Source organism: Streptomyces parvus (genome assembly GCF_032121415.1).
GTDB classification, from domain to species: domain Bacteria; phylum Actinomycetota; class Actinomycetes; order Streptomycetales; family Streptomycetaceae; genus Streptomyces; species Streptomyces globisporus_A.
Genome location: NZ_CP135079.1, coordinates 2,029,537 through 2,046,595, shown reverse-complemented (window position 1 = coordinate 2,046,595; position 17,059 = coordinate 2,029,537). Strand labels below are relative to the sequence as shown.

The following is a 17,059-nucleotide window of genomic DNA, read 5'->3' as shown; positions in this document are numbered from 1 at the left end:
CCTCGGCCTGCCCGTTCCGTTTACGGTGGAGGGGGCGACCGGTACCGGGCGGCCGTATCGAGACACCGAGGGGCATTCATGGAAGCCGCGATCACGATCCTCGCGCTGCTCCTGGTCGCGTTCGTCGCGCTGGGTGTCTACGCGACCGTGAAGGCCGTCGGCGCGGCCAAGCGGGGCGTGGACCGCACGATCACGCAGGCCCGTCGCACGGTGGAGGACACCACGCTCCGGGCCAAGAGCTTCGGGCAGGTGGGTGTCGCGGGCGAGCTCGCACAGCTGCGGCTCTCCCTGCGCACCTCGATGCGGGCCACGCAGGACGCCCTGCACGCCGGTGTCGCCGAGGATGCCTCGCTGGCGGAGTCGGTGGACCTGTTCCGGCGGCTGAGCGCCCACGGCCTGGAGCTCGACGACGAGCTGAAGAGGCTGGAGCGCGAGCCGGACCGGGCGACGGTCGCGGGCCTGCTGCCCAAGCTGCGGGAGCGTACGCAGCGGATCACGCACTCCGCGGAGTCGCTGCGCTGGGCGGCGCGGGACCGGGCGCGGCAGTTCGCCGACGACGACCTGGACGCGCTGAACGCACAGATCGACATCGAGGCCGGGGCGCTGCGGCACTGGGCCGTGGACGAGCCGTCGCCGCAGGCGTCCGGCGCGGGCGCCTCCGCCACGTCCCCGGGCCCGGGGACGGACTGGCCGGAGCCGGCGGCCCCGGCAGATCCTTCGGCGGGCGGCAGCACGGCCGAGGAGGCGTGGTCCGGACCGGCCCGCGAGGAGAGCCCGCAGGCGATCACCGCACCGGACCCGCGGCTGCGCACGACCTACCCCTGGCAGAAGTCCACCCGGCCGGAAACGACGAACTGACGCACGCGGGTCGGTTCGGGCCCGAACGGATGCGTTCCGAAGCGGCCAGGAATGATCAGAGGGCCGGGGCCGGGCTGCCGCACTCCCACCCCGCCGGGTAACCTCCGGCTCATGTCCCGCCATGTCGCTATCGTCACCGATTCCACGGCCTACCTGCCGCGCCCGACGATGGAACGGCACGGCATCACCGCAGTGCCGCTGACCGTCGTCCTGGGCGACCGGGCGCTGGAGGAGGGCACGGAGATCTCCGCCCGCTCGCTCGCCCTGGCTCTGCAGAAACGCCACTCCGTGACCACGTCCCGCCCCAGCCCCGAGGTCTTCGCCGCGGCCTACCGGGCGGCGGCCGAGAGGGGGGCGGGCGCGGTGGTGTCGCTGCACCTGTCGTCGGAGTTCTCGGGCACGTACGACGCCGCGCAGCTCGCGGCCAAGGACGCCCCCGTTCCGGTACGTGTGGTGGACACCGGCATGGTCGCCATGGCCCTGGGGTTCTGCGCTCTCGCGGCGGCGGAGGCCGCCGAGGCGGGCGGCGGCCTGGACGAGGCGGTGTCGGCGGCGGAGAAGCGGGCCGCGGGCACCTCGGCGTATTTCTATGTCGACACGCTCGACTATCTGCGCCGGGGCGGCCGGATCGGCACGGCACAGGCCCTGCTGGGATCCGCGCTGGCGGTCAAGCCGATCCTGGAGCTCGACGGGGGGCGGATCGAGATGCTGGAGAAGGTGCGGACGGCGTCCAAGGCGATCGCCCGCCTGGAGGAGATCGTCGCCGAGCGGGCGGGTTCGGCCCCGGTGGACATCGCCGTCCACCACCTCGCAGCCCAGGAGCGCGCGGATCGCCTGGCGGAGCGGTTGCGCGAACGCGTGCCCGGCCTCGTCGACCTCCACGTCAGTGAGGTCGGCGCGGTGATCGGGGCGCACACGGGGCCGGGACTGCTCGGCGCGGTGATCTCCTTGCGGTGATCCGCCTGCGCTGATCCCGCTGGGGAGATTCACTCCGCGGAGTGGCCGAGTTTTCCACAACCGCCGGGCTGTCCACAGGAATCAGTGCTGCTCAGCGGGTTTCGGCGGATGTGCCTAACGTCGTGAGGCATGGCCCTTCGATCTTCTCGGGCGTCGGCTCCCGACGCTCCGATCACTTCTGCGTCCTCGTCCGACTCCTCTGATTCATCGTCCACGTCCACGCGTGCTCGGGCGAGGTACGGCCCCGGCACGCGCCCGAGCGGCCGGGCGGGTGTGCGGCCCGGGGCCCGCCCCGGTCCGCGACACGGCGGGCGTCGGTCCGCGCGAGGGCGGAGCGCCCTCGCGTCGGCGGCTGCGCGTCGCCGGGCGGATGCGCTGATTTCAGGCGCTTTTGGGCTCGTGAGCGATGTCGTGCCCGTAGCGGTCCATGAGCCGGCGGAGCCACCTGTGCCGGCGTCGACACCAGTGCCCACACCTCGACCCGAAACCGTGGGAGAGGTGCCCGGCGATACGTCTGGGGCGCGTCGTCTCGTGTCGGCGGTGCGGGAGCGGCTGCCGCTGTGGGTGCGGCTGCGGTGCGGGATGGCGCCGCGTACGCCGGTGGTGCTCGGTCTGGTGCTGCTCGCCGCCGTGGCCGTGGCCACCGTGCACTTCTGGTCCGTACGGCCCCAGGCCGTGCGTGTGCCGGAACCGGTCGCGGACGAAGCGGCGGCCTCCGCGCTGCCACCGGATCCGTTACGGTCCGGCGCCCCCGATCCGCCTCCCCGTCCGGCTGCCGGGGAGCTCCCGAGCGGGAGCGGGCAGATCGTCGTCGATGTGAGCGGCAGGGTGCACCGGCCGGGCGTCCGCCGGCTTCCGGCGGGGTCACGGGTGGAGGACGCGCTCGAGGCGGCGGGCGGGGTGCGCGCCGGCACGGATGTCACGGGACTCAACCGGGCACGGGTCCTGGTGGACGGGGAACAGGTCGCCGTGGGCCTTCTCCCGGGCCCCCCGGTCACCGGGACGGCCCGAGGCGGTGGGGTCGGGGCGCCTGGCGCGCCGGGCGGGGCCGGGCCTTCGGTGCCGTTGAGCCTGAACACGGCGACCGCAGAGCAGCTCGAAACCCTGCCGGGGGTCGGACCCGTGCTGGCCCAGCACATGATCGACTACCGCACGGAGAACAACGGATTCCGATCCGTCGACGAACTCCGGCAGGTCAACGGGATCGGCGACCGCCGCTTCGCCGACCTCCAGCCGCTGGTACGGCCATGAGCAGCCGTGCGGCCCGGCTCGACTGCCGGAACGAGTCCCGGCCCGACTCCCCGGACGTGGACCGGGGCAGCGCCGGGAACGCGGGCGAGGAGGGGGATGCGGGCGCGGCAGGGAAGGGGCCGCGGCGGGAGGGGCCCACGGATCTGCGGCTCGTTCCGCCCGCCCTGGCGGTCTGGGCGGCAGCGGCGGCGACGCTGGGCCTTTCGGGGCGAGGAGCGGTCGTCGTGGCCGTCGCCTGTTCGGTACCGGCGCTCGGCCTGCTGCTGGCGGCCGCGCGTGCCACTCGGCGGGGGAGGGTGATCGGAGGGTCCCGGGCCGGGAGGGCCGTCGGAGAGTCCGGGGCCGGGAGGGCCGGCGGAGCGCCCCGGGCTGGGAGAGCCGTCGGGCGGGCCGGGGTGCTCGCCGCCGGGGGAGCCGTGTTTCTCTGCGCGGCGGCGGGTGCGGCCGTGGCCGGGCTGCACGGGGCCGATGTGCGGCGCGGGCCCGTGCCCGGGCTTGCCAGGGAGTACGCGCGGATCGACGCCGAGGTGCGGGTGACCTCGGATCCCCGGACGGCCCGACCGGCGGTACGGGGCAACCACAGCGCCCCGGCCCTTCTCCTGATCGACGCCGAGGTCACGGAGGCGCGGACGCCGGACGGGCCGAGCACCCGGGTCCGGACACCGGTGCTGCTCATGGTCGCGGCGGGCGACCACCGGGCGGACTGGCGGCAGTTGCTGCCGTCCACCCGGCTCCGGCTCACCGGCCGGCTCTCGCCACCCGCACACGACGGCGAACGCCTCGCCGCGGTCCTGCGGGTGGACGACGAGGGAGAGCCCCGGATCACCCGGCCCCCGACGGGGATCCAGCGCGCGGCGGGAGGCCTGCGCGCCGGGCTGCGGGAGGCGACGGACGGTCTGGACGCGGATGCGCGTGCGCTGTTGCCGGGGCTGGTGGTCGGCGACACCTCCAGGGTCCCGCCCGAACTCCACGACGCCTTCAAAGCGACCGATCTGACGCACTTGCTCAGTGTTTCCGGAGCCAATCTGTCCGTGCTGCTCTTCCTTCTCGTCGGGCCGCCGGGCTCGGCGTCGAGCGCGGAACGGCGAGGTCTGGCACCTCTGTTGGGGCTCTCCCTGCGCGGGACCGCGGTGATCGGCGGTGTGCTGACCCTCGCGTTCATCGTCGTGTGCCGCCCGGAACCGAGCGTGCTCCGTGCGGCGGCCTGCGGGCTGATCACCCTCCTCGCGATCGGGACGGGCCGCCGGAGATCCCTGATCCCCGCCCTGGCGGCCGCTGTCGTCCTCCTGGTGCTCTACGACCCGTGGCTCGCCCGGAGTTACGGATTCCTGCTGTCGGTCCTGGCCACCGGTGCGCTGTTGACGCTCGCGCCGCGGTGGAGCGTCGCACTGCGGGCGCGGCGGGTGCCGGGCAGGCTTGCCGAGGTACTGGCCGCGGCGGCGGCCGCGCAGGCCGTGTGCGCGCCCGTGGTGGTGGTCCTGGCCTCGCGGGTCAGTCTGGTGGCGGTCCCGTGCAATCTGCTGGCGGAGTTCGCGGTGGCGCCGGCGACGGTGCTCGGGTTTGCGGCCCTGGCCGTCGCCCCGGTCGCCCCGCCGGTGGCCGAGGCGCTGGCGTGGGTCGCGAGCTGGCCGGTCGGGTGGATCGCCACGGTCGCCCGGACGGGGGCGGGCCTTCCCGGGGCCGAGGCGCAGTGGCCCGGAGGGTGGTCCGGAGCTGCGCTGCTGGCCGGACTCACGGTCCTGGCCGCGCTCCTGGCGCCGAGGCTGGCCCGTCACCCCTGGATCTGCGGTGCTGCCGGGCTGCTTCTGGTGCTGGCGGTGCTGCGGCCGGTCCCCCTGACCCGGATCATGACCGGATGGCCGCCGCCCGACTGGTCGTTCGCGCTCTGCGACGTGGGGCAGGGCGATGCGATGGTCCTCGCGGCGGGGGAGGGCACGGGGGTGGTCGTCGACGCCGGACCCGATCCCGGGGCGGTCGACCGGTGCCTGCGCGATCTGGCGGTGACCCGGGTCCCGCTCGTTGTCCTCACCCACTTCCACGCCGACCATGTGCGCGGGCTGCCGGGAGTGCTCCGGGGGAGGGCGGTGGGCGCGATCCAGACGACGAGCCTCGAAGAGCCGCCCGAACAGGCCGCATTCGTCCGGAGGGCGGCAGCCGCGGCACGGGTCCCGACGGTGCGGGCCGTGGCCGGTGAGCGCCGCCGGTCGGGCCCGGTCGAGTGGCGGGTCCTCTGGCCCCGCCCCGGACCCGGGGGAGTGGAGGAGGCGGCGGTGCGCGAGGCGAACGACTCCAGCGTCACCCTGCGGGTCCGGGCGGCCGGAGGGCTGACGCTGCTGCTCCTCGGGGACCTCGAACCCCCGGCCCAGCGGGAGTTGCTGCGCGGGCGGGAGGCGCCGGGTCCGGTGGACGTCCTCAAGGTGGCCCACCACGGCTCGGCCTTCCAGGACGCCGGGCTGCTCCGCAGCGTACGGCCGAGGCTGGCGCTCATCTCCTGCGGTGCCGGCAACCCGTACGGCCACCCCTCACCCCGCACGGTGGCCGCTCTCGGGGCTGCGGGGGCCAGGGTCCTGCGCACCGACACCGACGGCCCGATCGCGGTGGCGGGCGCGGGGGAGGAACTGCGGGCGGTGGGCCGTCGTGACACCGCGAGAGCCGGCCCCGCCCGCCCGCCGGCCGCCCAGACCCGTACCGCACTCGGCTCCCCGGAGCGCGCGGGTCAGGGCAGCCAGGTGCCGGTGCGCATCAGGTCGCGGTCGGCGAGTTCGTTCTCCTCGCGCCAGGTGCGCACGGTGCGGGGGGTGATGCGCAGGAACACATAGCGGGGGCCGCTCGGCCGCCACCCCCGGAGTTTCGCGGCGAAGGCGTCCCTCGTCGTGGGGGGAAGGTCCGTCGCTTCCACGATCCTCCCCTCGCCCTCGATCAGCACCACGTCGCGGGTGTGGCCCGCGGTGACCCGGATCAGCCCGTGGGGAGTCACGATGGCGGCCGCCGGACTGGTCCGCCGGGTGGCCATCACCAGCGCGCCGCTGTCGTCCTCACAGAGGAACGACAGCGGCACCAGGGTGGGAACACCGTCCGGGGACGCCGTCGCCACCCACGCGTCCTCCTCCTGCCGCAGGTGGTCCAGGACGTCCTGCTTGCCCTGTTCCCGGCTGCGCGGGAGCTCGTACTCGGTCATGATCGACACGCTGGAGGGCGGCCGCCGCTCCGCGCCTCGGGCCAGGGCCTCGGGCAGGAGCCCTCTGGGCCGCACTTCCGCCAATGCCTCGCTCCTCGCCTGTCGTCGCCTGCTGTGCAAGCCCGCCGTCCCCGAAATCCTCGGCCTTGTCGCCAGCCGGCTGGTTGCGTCCCCGCCTGACCGGATCTCGGTGAGTGGTGTCAACCGCCCGTGCGATGACCTACGTCCAGCTATAAACCGCGCGTATAAACCAGGTGTATAGACGCTGTGTATAGTCGGGGCATGGCTGCTACCGATCCGATCGTTTCACCCCGCCTGCGCGTGAAGAACGCCCCGGGTGCGGCTGTTCTGTGCCTCGGCGCAGGGCTCGTCGGGGGCATCCTGACGAACCTGGCGCAGGGCTGGCTGCCCGGGGCGTGGAACAACGTGGCGAACTCCGGTGCGGTGTGGACGATGTTCGCATTTGCCGCGGGCGCATCCCTCGCACACCGCACCGACGGCCATCGCCTTCCGGCGGCAGCCGGAGCCCTGGCGGAGATCGGCCTCGTCGTCGGCTACTACGGGTACGCCGAGTTCGGGCGGGACGGAATGGGTTCGCTCACATTTCCACTGCTCTGGCTGGCGATGGCGTGCGCCGCGGGACCCCTGTTCGGCGTCGTGGGCGCGTGGTCGAGACGCGGTACTCGACCCTGGCTGCGCTACGTGGCGCTCGGCGCACTCGGCGGCCTTTTCGGCAGTGAAGGCCTCCACTACTGGCTCGGCCTGGAGTACCTACCGCAGGCGGTGGTCTGCGGTGCTCTCGCCTGCGGTCTTCCGCTGCTGTTGGGGCGGACCTGGAAGGAACGCGGTCTGAGCCTCGCTGTGGCGATCCCCGCGTCCTTCGCCACCTATCAGATCCTCTACGGCCTCCTGGGCGCGGTGTCCGGCTGAGTGGGCCCGCCGGGCAGGGGCACGGCTGTCAGCGACGGCCACGAGGCTTGTCATGCGATATCGGGCCCACGTCAGGAGTGAGGCGAGGGTGACGGCTGCTTCGTAGGACTGGGCGGTCTTCTCGTAGCGGGTGGCGATGCCGCGCCATTGTCTGAGGTGGTTGAAGCAGCGTTCGATGACGTTGCGGTGCTTGTACGCCTCGCGGTCGAAGGCCGGCGGGCGGCCTCCGCGGCTGCCTCGCCGGGCCCGGTTGCGGGACTGGTCGGCCCCCGCGACGACACGGGCAGCCATGGCCGGACGAACTCCCACTCGGCATCCGGCAGTTCATGACGACGTATCACGACCCCATGGTCCACCACCCAAAACAGTTGGCGGCACGGCCTAGGACGCTGCGAATTCGGACCTTCGGTAACACCTCCGTACAACTCATTCCGAGGCACTCCGTTTGCCTCGAACGCCGCATCAGTGATCGAATGCATGCTCGTCGGCGGGCCGCTGATCCGACGAAGACGTCCAGCTGTCAGGGCCCCGAAGTGCGAAGCGTGCCTGGGGGGACGGAAGAGATGTTCGGCCGTTGGCTGGGAAACAGAGGCCAGGCGGGTGGGCGCGGTGGGGTCCTCGCCGGAGTCCGGGTACCCCGTACCGCGGGGGTGCTCAGCTGCCGGGTGCTGGACCCGGTCAACGAACCGGTCCAGCAGGCCGAGTTCGTCCTGACCGACAGCCTCGGCCGCAAGGTGACCGCCGGTGAGACGGACCCCTTCGGCAGTCTGCTCGCCATGCTTCCGGCCGGTGACTACCGACTGGCGGTCAAGGCCGAGGGGTTCGCCCCGTTCCACGGGGCGGCGACGGTGACCGAGGGGGCCCACGCCACGCTGGGCGATGTGACCCTCCAGGTTGCGCAGCCCCCGCAGCTGCCCGACCCCGGCGACTGGGACATCGAGCCGAACCACTCCCAGATCGGCTTCACCGCCCGGCACATCGGGCTGGCCCGCATCCACGGCAGGTTCAACACCTTCGCCGGGGCGGTCCGGATCGCCGACCGGATGGAGGACTCCGCCCTGCACGTGATCATCGACGCGGCGTCGATCGACACCAATGTGCAGATGCGCGACGACCATCTGCGCTCCGGGGACTTCCTCGACGTCGGCCGCTGTCCGACGCTGGAGTTCTACAGCGAGCGCTTCGTCCACCGGGGAGGCAACCGCTGGGGTGTCACCGGTGCGCTGACCCTGCACGGCGTCAGCCGTACGGTGACACTGGACACCCAGTACCTCGGTCTCGGCAGCGGTTTGGAGGGCGAGACGCGCGCCGCCTGCCGGGCCACCACCGAACTGCACCGCGAGGACTTCACCCTCACCTGGCAGACCATGCTGGCGCGCGGGATCGCGGTGGTGGGGCCCAGCATCAGCATCGACCTGGACATCCAGATCGTTCCCCGGGGCTGAATCGGCCGGGCGAGGGCGTCGGAGCGGCTACGGCTTCTCCAGCCAGCCTTCGTACTCGGCGGCGAGCTCGTCGAGCGCGGCCGGGTCCAGGCGCTCGGTCGCGTCCTCCACGACGACCAGCCACTGGGCGTCCTCGGCGTCGTCCTCGCCGGCCAGCGCGTCCCGTACGAGCTGGGGCTCCTCGGCGACCCCGAAGCGGTCCGCCAACTCCTCGGCCACCTCCTCGGCGGCGTCGCGGTCGGGCAGCACCAGTACATGTCTCACATCGCTCACCCGGACATTCTCCGGTACCCGGGCCCTGGCGCATGCCCCGGGCCGCCCGGGCCGCCCTGGCCGTCCTTGGCTGTCAGCGGGGCGTGGGATGCTGGATCGCGATGGCCACCAGGAAGAATTCCACCGACGATCCGCTCGCCCCCGTCACCCTCGCCGTGGGCCAGGAGGACCTCCTCCTGGACCGTGCGGTGCAGCAGGTGGTGGCGGCCGCGCGTGCTGCCGACGCCGACACGGACGTACGTGATCTGGCGTCCGACCAATTGCAGCCCGGCACGCTCGCCGAGCTCACCAGCCCTTCGCTCTTCGCCGAGCGCAAGGTCGTGATCGTGCGCAACGCGCAGGACCTCTCGGCCGACTCGGTCAAGGACGTCAAGGCGTATCTCGGTGCGCCGGTCGAGGAGATCACACTCGTCCTGCTGCACGCGGGCGGGGCCAAGGGCAAGGGGCTGCTGGACGCGGCGCGCAAGGCGGGGGCGCGGGAGGTCGCCTGCCCGAAGACGACCAAGCCCGCCGAGCGGCTCTCGTTCGTACGGTCGGAGTTCCGGACCCACGGGCGGTCCGCGACGCCGGAGGCGTGCCAGGCGCTGGTCGACTCCATCGGCAGCGATCTGCGGGAGCTGGCCAGTGCGGTGTCCCAGCTGATCGCGGACGTCGAGGGCACGATCGACGAGGCGGTCGTCGGGCGCTATTACACCGGGCGGGCCGAAGCGTCGTCGTTCACCGTCGCCGACCGGGCGGTCGAGGGGCGTGCGGCGGAGGCGCTGGAGGCGTTGCGGTGGTCGCTGTCGACCGGGGTGCCGCCCGTGCTGATCACCAGTGCGCTGGCGCAGGGGGTGCGGGCGATCGGGAAGCTGTCCTCCGCGAGGGGCGGGCGGCCGGCTGATCTTGCCCGGGAGCTGGGAATGCCGCCGTGGAAGATCGACCGGGTGCGGCAGCAGATGCGGGGCTGGACGCCGGACGGGGTGGCGGTGGCCCTGCGGGCCGTGGCTGCGGCGGACGCGGGGGTGAAGGGCGGGGGGGACGATCCCGAGTACGCCCTGGAGAAGGCCGTCGTCGTTGTGGCTCGGGCCGCGCGGGCGGGGCGGTAGGCCTCTCGGGCGGGGTGGGTTCGCCGCGGTGTTGCTGGGCCCTGGAGTGACCGGTTCCGCCCTTGAGCGCCGGACGGGCTGGGATTGCCCCGGACCGGCTGGGATGGCCTCCGCGCCGTGCCCGAAGGTGCGTCCTCTCGTGTGATCGCCGGTTCCGGCATCGAGCGCCGGACGGGCTGGGTGGTGCGCGGATGGGCTCGGGGTGCCCCGGACCGGCTGGGGAGTGGGCCTGTACGCACGGAAGCCCCGGTTCTCGATCTGGGGAGATCGGGGACCGGGGCTTCCGGGTCATGCTGGGGTGCGCCGCACCCGCGTGGCGAACGCAGGTTCGGTGTGCGGCGCGGGGTGCCGGTCAGGGGCGGGAGAGAGGGCCCGCTGGTCCGTCCCGGCGATCACATCAGTGAGCTTCGGGAAGAAGCTCAGGCCGACAGGGCGGCAACCTTGGACGCCAGCGCCGACTTCTTGTTGGCGGCGGCGTTCTTGTGGATGACACCCTTCGAGACAGCCTTGTCGAGCTGGCGGGAGGCGTCGCGGGCGGCCGTGGTGGCCTTCTCGACGTCACCGGCAGCGGCGGCCTCGCGGGCCTTGCGGATCGCGGTCTTGAGCGACGACTTGACGGCCTTGTTGCGCAGGCGCGCCTTCTCGTTGGTCTTGTTCCGCTTGATCTGGGACTTGATGTTCGCCACGAAAGAGCCTTTTCAGGTTCGTTGGATCTTCTAGGTGAGCCCCGCCGCTCGTGAGAGCCACGAGGCACAGCTGTCCACGGTAGCAGTCACTCTCCGACCGGCCCAAACCGGTCGCTGCCCCGCAGGCGTGGGACGATGGAGCCTACGTATCGATCCGACCGACCCGACATCGACCCGAGACACGGCGTTCGGCGTCTCAAGAATCAGGACCCTGCGTGCCCGCGACTCCTTCCAACGTGCCCGAGCCGAGCCGTACCGACCCGGCGCTGATCCGCAATTTCTGCATCATCGCGCACATCGACCACGGCAAGTCGACCCTTGCCGACCGGATGCTCCAGCTGACCGGTGTGGTCGATCAGCGGCAGATGCGTGCTCAGTACCTCGACCGGATGGACATCGAGCGCGAGCGCGGCATCACCATCAAGTCCCAGGCGGTCCGGCTGCCCTGGGCGCCCACCGAGGGTGAGGACAAGGGGCTGACCCATGTCCTCAACATGATCGACACCCCGGGGCACGTGGACTTCACCTACGAGGTCTCCCGCTCGCTCGCCGCCTGCGAGGGCACGGTCCTGCTGGTCGACGCCGCGCAGGGCATCGAGGCCCAGACGCTGGCCAACCTCTACCTCGCGATGGAGAACGACCTCACCATCGTCCCGGTGCTCAACAAGATCGACCTCCCCGCCGCGCAGCCGGAGAAGTTCTCCGAGGAGCTGGCCAACCTCATCGGCTGCCAGCCCGAGGACGTGCTCAAGGTCTCCGCCAAGACCGGCGTCGGCGTGGACGCGCTGCTCGACCGGGTCGTACGGGACGTGCCGGCCCCGGTCGGCGTCGCGGACGCCCCCGCCCGCGCGATGATCTTCGACTCGGTCTACGACTCGTACCGCGGGGTCGTCACCTACGTCCGTGTCGTGGACGGCCAGCTCAACAAGCGCGAGCGCATCCGGATGATGTCGACCAACGCCACCCACGAGCTGCTGGAGATCGGGGTGTCCTCCCCGGAGATGACCCCGGCCGACGGCATCGGCGTGGGCGAGGTCGGCTACATCATCACCGGTGTGAAGGACGTCCGGCAGTCCAAGGTCGGCGACACGATCACCTCCCTGAGCAACGGGGCGACCGAGCCGCTGGGTGGTTACAAGGACCCGAAGCCGATGGTGTTCTCGGGGCTCTACCCGCTGGACGGCTCCGACTACCCGGACCTGCGCGAGGCACTGGACAAGCTCCAGCTCAACGACGCCGCCCTGGTCTACGAGCCGGAGACCTCCGCCGCGCTCGGCTTCGGCTTCCGCGTCGGCTTCCTCGGCCTGCTCCACCTGGACGTGGTCCGCGAGCGGCTGGAGCGCGAGTTCGGGCTCGACCTGATCGCCACCGCCCCCAACGTGGTCTACCGGGTCGAGATGGAGGACGGAACCGAGCACATCGTCACCAACCCGAGTGAGTTCCCCGAGGGCAAGATCGACAAGGTGCACGAGCCGGTCGTCCGCGCCACGGTGCTGGCCCCGAGCGAGTTCATCGGCGCGATCATGGAGCTGTGCCAGGGCCGGCGCGGCACCATGCTCGGCATGGACTACCTCTCCGAGGACCGGGTCGAGATCCGCTACACCCTGCCGCTCGCGGAGATCGTCTTCGACTTCTTCGACCAGCTGAAGTCCAAGACACGCGGGTACGCCTCCCTCGACTACGAGCCCACCGGCGAGCAGGCGGCCAACCTCGTCAAGGTCGACATCCTGCTGCACGGCGACAAGGTGGACGCGTTCTCCGCGGTCACGCACAAGGACCAGGCGTACGCGTACGGCGTCCGGCTCGTCGCCAAGCTGCAGAAGCTCATCCCCCGGCAGAACTTCGAGGTGCCGATCCAGGCGGCCATCGGCGCCCGGGTCATCGCCCGTGAGACCGTCCGCGCCATCCGCAAGGACGTCCTCGCCAAGTGCTACGGCGGTGACATCTCCCGTAAGCGGAAGCTGCTGGAGAAGCAGAAGGAGGGCAAGAAGCGGATGAAGATGGTCGGCAACGTGGAGGTGCCGCAGGACGCCTTCATCTCCGTCCTGTCGACCGACGAGTCCGCGGGGGAGAGCAAGGGCAAGAAGTAGCCCGCCCCCGCCCGCCACTCGACCCCGGCCGTCGAACGGCGCCCAGGGCCCTTACGCCCGCAGTAACGTGCGGCGTGAGGGCCCTTTCGTTATGAAAGCGGCGGCCCGTTGCCTCTTACGTGGGGCGCGCGTGCGCTCTACTCTGATCACGCATCGTTGGTTACTCGCCAGTTAAACAAGCCGAACAAGCAGGTTGCGCAGCAGGACAGCAGCAGTAGTCGCAGGATCAAAGAAGCCGGTCGTAGCAATGCCGCAGGCCCGGAGGACGTCGTGAGCGACACACAGACCTTGATCGATAACCGGCCGCCCTCCGTGGCGTCCCTCTTCATCGACCGCGTGGCGGCGACCCCGGACGGGGAGGCGTACCGCTATCCGGTGCCGTCGGCCTCGGGCGAGGGCCCCGACGACTGGAAGTCGCTGAGCTGGGGCCAGGCCTCGGAGCGGGTCTACGCGATCGCGGCCGGGCTGATCGCGCTCGGCGTGCAGCCGGAGGAGCGGGTCGCCCTCTCCTCGGCCACCCGGGTGGAGTGGATCCTCATCGACCTCGGGGTGATGTGCGCGGGCGCCGCGACCACGACGATCTACCCCTCCACGAACGCCGAGGAGTCCGCGTTCATCCTGGCGGACTCCGAGAGCCGCGTCCTCGTCGCGGAGGACGCCGAACAGCTGGCCAAGGCCCGCGAGTGCCGCGCCGAGCTGCCCGACCTGGCCCATGTCGTCGTCATCGACCCGGCCGGCGTCGAACCCGCCGAGGGCGACCCCGAGGGCTGGATCATCACCCTCGCGGAGCTGGAGGCCCGGGGCAACGAGCTGCTCGCCAAGACCCCGGACGCGGTCACCGAGCGGGTCGCCGCCATCACCGCCGACCAGCTCGCCACGCTCATCTACACCTCCGGCACCACCGGCCGGCCCAAGGGCGTACGGCTGCCGCACGACAACTGGTCGTACATGGCCAAGGCCACCGTCTCGACCGGCCTCATCAACGCCGACGACGTGCAGTACCTCTGGCTGCCGCTCGCCCACGTCTTCGGCAAGGTCCTCACCTCGGGCCAGATCGAGGTCGGCCACGTCACCGCGGTCGACGGCCGCATCGACAAGATCATCGAGAATCTGCCGGTCGTCCAGCCGACCTACATGGCCGCCGTCCCCCGGATCTTCGAGAAGGTCTACAACGGGGTCGCGTCCAAGGCGCGTGCGGGCGGCGGCGCGAAGTACAAGATCTTCCAGTGGGCGGCGGGGGTGGCACGCGAGTACGCCAAGGTCTCCCAGGACAACTTCCGGCGCACCGGCAAGGCGTCCGTCCCCTTCGCGCTCGGCGCCAAGCACAAGGTCGCCGACGCGCTCGTCTTCTCCAAGATCCGTGAGGCCTTCGGCGGCCGGCTGCGCGCCTGTGTCTCCGGCTCCGCCGCCCTCGCCCCGGACATCGGCTACTTCTTCGCGGGCGCCGGGGTCCACATCCTGGAGGGCTACGGCCTCACCGAGAGCAGCGCCGCCTCCTTCGTCAACCCGGGCGAGGCCTACCGCACCGGCACCGTCGGCAAGCCGCTCCCCGGCACCGAGGTGCGCATCGCGGACGACGGCGAGATCCTGCTGCGCGGCCCCGGCATCATGCAGGGCTACCACAAGCTGCCCGACAAGACCGAGGAGGTCCTGGAGTCGGACGGCTGGTTCCACACCGGGGACATCGGCGAGCTGTCGGCCGACGGCTACCTCCGCATCACCGACCGCAAGAAGGACCTGATCAAGACGTCGGGCGGCAAGTACGTCGCCCCGGCGGAGGTCGAGGGCCAGTTCAAGGCGGTCTGCCCGTTCGTCTCCAACATCCTGGTGCACGGTGCGGACCGTAACTTCTGCACCGCGCTCATCGCGCTCGACGGCCCCACCGTCCTCGGCTGGGCCGCCGAGAACGGCCTGGAGGGCAAGTCGTACGCGGAGGTCGTCGCGGCCCCGCAGACCGTCGAGCTGATCGACGGGTACGTCAAGCGCCTCAACGAGGGCCTCCAGCGCTGGCAGACCATCAAGAAGTTCCGGCTGCTGCCGCGCGACCTGGATGTCGAGCACGGCGAGCTGACCCCCAGCCTCAAGCTGAAGCGGCCGGTCGTCGAGCGCGAGTACCAGGGGCTCATCGACGAGATGTACGCAGGCTCGCGCGAGGCTTAGCGGCTGCGCGCGTGAACCCGTCCGGGGGCTCGGCCCCGGACGGGCACGGCGGGGAGTGCGGGCCCTCACGGGGCCCGGGCTCCCCGCCCGTTTGTTCTCCCCCGCGCCGGGCGCAAAGGGCAGCGCCGCGTGCTTGCGCGGCGCTCGGAGGGACCACGGGCCGCTCCCGCCGCCTCAGCCGCGGCGGGCTCGCAGGACTCCGGCGAGCAGCACCACCAGCACTCCGGCGGCAGGGATCACCAGCAGGCCGGTGCGCAGGCCGGCCGCGTCGGCGACCTGGCCGACGACCGGCGGCGACAGCAGGAAGCCCAGGCGCATGAGCCAGGAGACGATCGTCAGGCCCGAGCCTGACTTGAGGCCGGGCAGCGCGTCGGCCTCGTGCATCGCGGCGGGCACCAGGGTCGCCACCCCGAATCCGGCCAGGGCGAAGCCCAGGACGGTGCCGGGCAGCGTCGGCACCGCCAGGGCCAGCCCCATGCCGACCGCGGTGATCAGACCGCCGGCCCGGGCCACGGCACGCCGGCCGAAGCGGTCGACGAGGCGGTCCCCGATGATGCGCCCGATGAACTGGGCTCCCACCAGGGCGATGAAGCCCCAGGCGGCGAGAGCCGCGGAGGCGTGCAGGGCGTCGCTCAGGTAGAGGGCGGCCCAGGAGTTCCCCGCGTCCTCCACGAGCGTCCCCGCCGTGGCGAGCAGGACGAGCGCCGCCAGCACCGGCCCGACGCGCGAGGTGCCGCGCGCCCCTTCCGTACCGCGCCGCTCCGGGCCGGTCTCCTCGGGTTCGCTGTCCGGTCCGGGGAGACAGAAGCGCAGTGCGGCCACGGCGGCGGCGACGAGGACGGCGCCCGAGACCGCGAGATGGACGCCGAGCGACAGGCCCAGCGACATCGCCCCCGCGGCCATCAGCCCTCCGGTGACGGCGCCGATGGACCAGATGGCGTGGAAGGAATTGAGGATGGACCGCCCGTAGAGCCGCTGCACCCGAAGGCCGTGCGCGTTCTGGGCGACGTCCGTGAGCGCGTCCATGGCTCCGGCCAGGAACAGGGCGGTCGCGAACAGGGCGACCGACGGGGCCAGACCGGCGACCAGGATCCCCGCGGCCATCAGCAGGGTCCCGAGCACCGCGACCCGCGCCGAGCCCATGCGGCGCACGAGCACCCCCGCCGCGAGGCCGGCCGTGATGGCCCCTGCGGGAAACGCGGCGACCGCGAGACCGTAGGCGCCGTTGCCGATCGCCAGATCCTCCTTGATCTGCGGATACCTCGGCAGCAGGTTGGCGAACAGCGCCCCGTTCGTGAAGAACAGGACGGCTACGGCGGCCCGCGCGTGGCGTGCGGCGGGGAGGGGCCGTGTCTCGATGTCGACGGTCATGCGGACGACCCTAGCTCCAGAGCGTACGAACGTACACTCGCGGGGGCGGTGAATTCCGACCGAGTGGTAAGTGTTTCGTCGGCCCTTTCGTCCGGGCGTGACCAGGGGGCCGGTGCCCGCCGTATGCGCGCCCGGTTAGGCTGGCCTTGCCTGGTGTGGTACCCGGCGGACGGAACAGGTAGAGGCGGGGTGCAGGTGGGAGACGGTGACCGGGCTCGTGCCCGGCGGGCGCCCGGGCCCGGGGCGAGGTCTCGTGGATGAGATCGCGCTCGCGGCCGGAGCCCTGTACGTCATCGTCCTGCTGCGCGCAGGCGGGACGTTCGCCGTCGGGTGGCTCGCCGGAGCCGGTGCCCGGCGCAGCAGGTTCGCGGCGCGGACCTCCTCGGCGAAGTTCCGGCGTGCCGAGCGGGCGATCCAGCGCTGGGGCGCGCCGGTGGTGGCCGTCTCCTTCCTGACGGTCGGGTTCCAGACCGCCGCCAACTTCCTCGCGGGCAGCATGCGGATGCCCCTGTCGCGCTACCTCCCGGCCCTGTTCGCGGGCGGGGCCGCCTGGGCGCTGATCTACGCGACCGCCGGCTTCGGTGTCCTCAAGGGGCTGGGGCGGCTCTTCGCCGAGCACACGGCCTACGGGGTGTCCGCCGTGGTCGTCCTCCTGCTCGCGGTGGGCGGCGCGGTGGTCCACCGCAGGCGACGCCCGGCGGCCGTCCCGTCCTCCGGTGACGCCGCTTCCGACATGTCGTAACCCGTCCCGCGCGTTCGAATCTGCTCGATT

Annotated in this window: 14 protein-coding genes and 1 pseudogene; 10 read left to right on the top strand and 5 right to left on the bottom strand. The window is 72.1% G+C overall.

Translation table 11 applies throughout. The features are described from left to right. Positions 1–78: 78 nt before the first annotated feature. From RNL97_RS10170 to RNL97_RS10155, 4 genes are all read left to right on the top strand, one after another. Positions 79–858 carry a hypothetical protein gene (locus RNL97_RS10170; RefSeq protein ID WP_030577381.1) on the top strand — a complete coding sequence of 260 codons (780 nt, stop codon included), beginning with the start codon at positions 79–81 and terminating at the stop codon, positions 856–858. A gap of 111 nt (positions 859–969) precedes the next feature. Beyond that, the gene (locus tag RNL97_RS10165; protein WP_030577385.1) at positions 970–1,815 is read left to right on the top strand and encodes a DegV family protein; all 846 of its coding nucleotides are present in this window, start codon (positions 970–972) and stop codon (positions 1,813–1,815) included. A 531-nt stretch (positions 1,816–2,346) separates the two neighbouring features. After that, on the top strand, positions 2,347–3,066 hold the full coding sequence (locus RNL97_RS33080) for a ComEA family DNA-binding protein (RefSeq protein ID WP_374115117.1): 720 nt from the start codon (positions 2,347–2,349) through the stop codon (positions 3,064–3,066). Then, positions 3,063–5,885: a ComEC/Rec2 family competence protein gene (locus RNL97_RS10155; protein ID WP_313750600.1), complete on the top strand. Its 2,823-nt coding sequence runs from the start codon at positions 3,063–3,065 to the stop codon at positions 5,883–5,885. Before RNL97_RS33080 ends, RNL97_RS10155 begins: the two co-directional genes overlap by 4 nt. Here the strand turns inward: RNL97_RS10155 and RNL97_RS10150 are convergent. Continuing rightward, complete coding sequence (locus tag RNL97_RS10150; RefSeq protein ID WP_313750599.1) at positions 5,783–6,244, bottom strand: pyridoxamine 5'-phosphate oxidase family protein; 462 nt, start codon at positions 6,242–6,244, stop codon at positions 5,783–5,785. The two genes, RNL97_RS10155 and RNL97_RS10150, sit on opposite strands and share 103 nt — an antisense overlap. 282 nt (positions 6,245–6,526) lie before the next feature. Here RNL97_RS10150 and RNL97_RS10145 point away from each other — a divergent pair, with 282 nt between their 5' ends. Beyond that, positions 6,527–7,174, top strand: coding sequence for a DUF6518 family protein (locus RNL97_RS10145; protein WP_243314018.1), 648 nt, complete (start codon positions 6,527–6,529; stop codon positions 7,172–7,174). A gap of 60 nt (positions 7,175–7,234) precedes the next feature. On the opposite strand, the pseudogene RNL97_RS33075 reads toward RNL97_RS10145, so the two are convergent. Beyond that, positions 7,235–7,486, bottom strand: a pseudogene (locus tag RNL97_RS33075) (transposase); the annotation flags it as partial. A 251-nt stretch (positions 7,487–7,737) separates the two neighbouring features. Between RNL97_RS33075 and RNL97_RS10135 the strand changes: the two are divergent. Then, positions 7,738–8,619 carry a YceI family protein gene (locus RNL97_RS10135; RefSeq protein ID WP_313750598.1) on the top strand — a complete coding sequence of 294 codons (882 nt, stop codon included), beginning with the start codon at positions 7,738–7,740 and terminating at the stop codon, positions 8,617–8,619. A gap of 27 nt (positions 8,620–8,646) precedes the next feature. Here RNL97_RS10135 and RNL97_RS10130 read toward each other — a convergent pair whose 3' ends face one another. Continuing rightward, positions 8,647–8,892 (bottom strand): hypothetical protein, encoded by a 246-nt coding sequence (locus tag RNL97_RS10130; protein WP_030577400.1) that lies wholly within the window; start codon positions 8,890–8,892, stop codon positions 8,647–8,649. Positions 8,893–8,993: 101 nt separating this feature from the next. Here RNL97_RS10130 and holA point away from each other — a divergent pair, with 101 nt between their 5' ends. Then, on the top strand, positions 8,994–9,980 hold the full coding sequence (holA, locus tag RNL97_RS10125; RefSeq protein ID WP_030577402.1) for a DNA polymerase III subunit delta: 987 nt from the start codon (positions 8,994–8,996) through the stop codon (positions 9,978–9,980). A gap of 419 nt (positions 9,981–10,399) precedes the next feature. Here holA and rpsT read toward each other — a convergent pair whose 3' ends face one another. After that, positions 10,400–10,666 carry a 30S ribosomal protein S20 gene (gene rpsT / locus RNL97_RS10120; RefSeq protein WP_006124350.1) on the bottom strand — a complete coding sequence of 89 codons (267 nt, stop codon included), beginning with the start codon at positions 10,664–10,666 and terminating at the stop codon, positions 10,400–10,402. A 215-nt stretch (positions 10,667–10,881) separates the two neighbouring features. Here rpsT and lepA point away from each other — a divergent pair, with 215 nt between their 5' ends. Both lepA and RNL97_RS10110 read left to right on the top strand, forming a co-directional pair. Continuing rightward, complete coding sequence (gene lepA / locus RNL97_RS10115; RefSeq protein WP_030577407.1) at positions 10,882–12,756, top strand: translation elongation factor 4; 1,875 nt, start codon at positions 10,882–10,884, stop codon at positions 12,754–12,756. A 270-nt stretch (positions 12,757–13,026) separates the two neighbouring features. Further along, on the top strand, positions 13,027–14,916 hold the full coding sequence (locus tag RNL97_RS10110; protein WP_243314015.1) for an AMP-dependent synthetase/ligase: 1,890 nt from the start codon (positions 13,027–13,029) through the stop codon (positions 14,914–14,916). 174 nt (positions 14,917–15,090) lie between these two features. Here RNL97_RS10110 and RNL97_RS10105 read toward each other — a convergent pair whose 3' ends face one another. Continuing rightward, a complete protein-coding gene (locus RNL97_RS10105) occupies positions 15,091–16,287 on the bottom strand; it encodes an MFS transporter (RefSeq protein WP_030577413.1) in 1,197 nt (398 codons plus the stop codon). A 253-nt stretch (positions 16,288–16,540) separates the two neighbouring features. Here RNL97_RS10105 and RNL97_RS10100 point away from each other — a divergent pair, with 253 nt between their 5' ends. Beyond that, a complete protein-coding gene (locus RNL97_RS10100; protein WP_030577416.1) occupies positions 16,541–17,029 on the top strand; it encodes a DedA family protein in 489 nt (162 codons plus the stop codon). Positions 17,030–17,059: the final 30 nt, after the last annotated feature.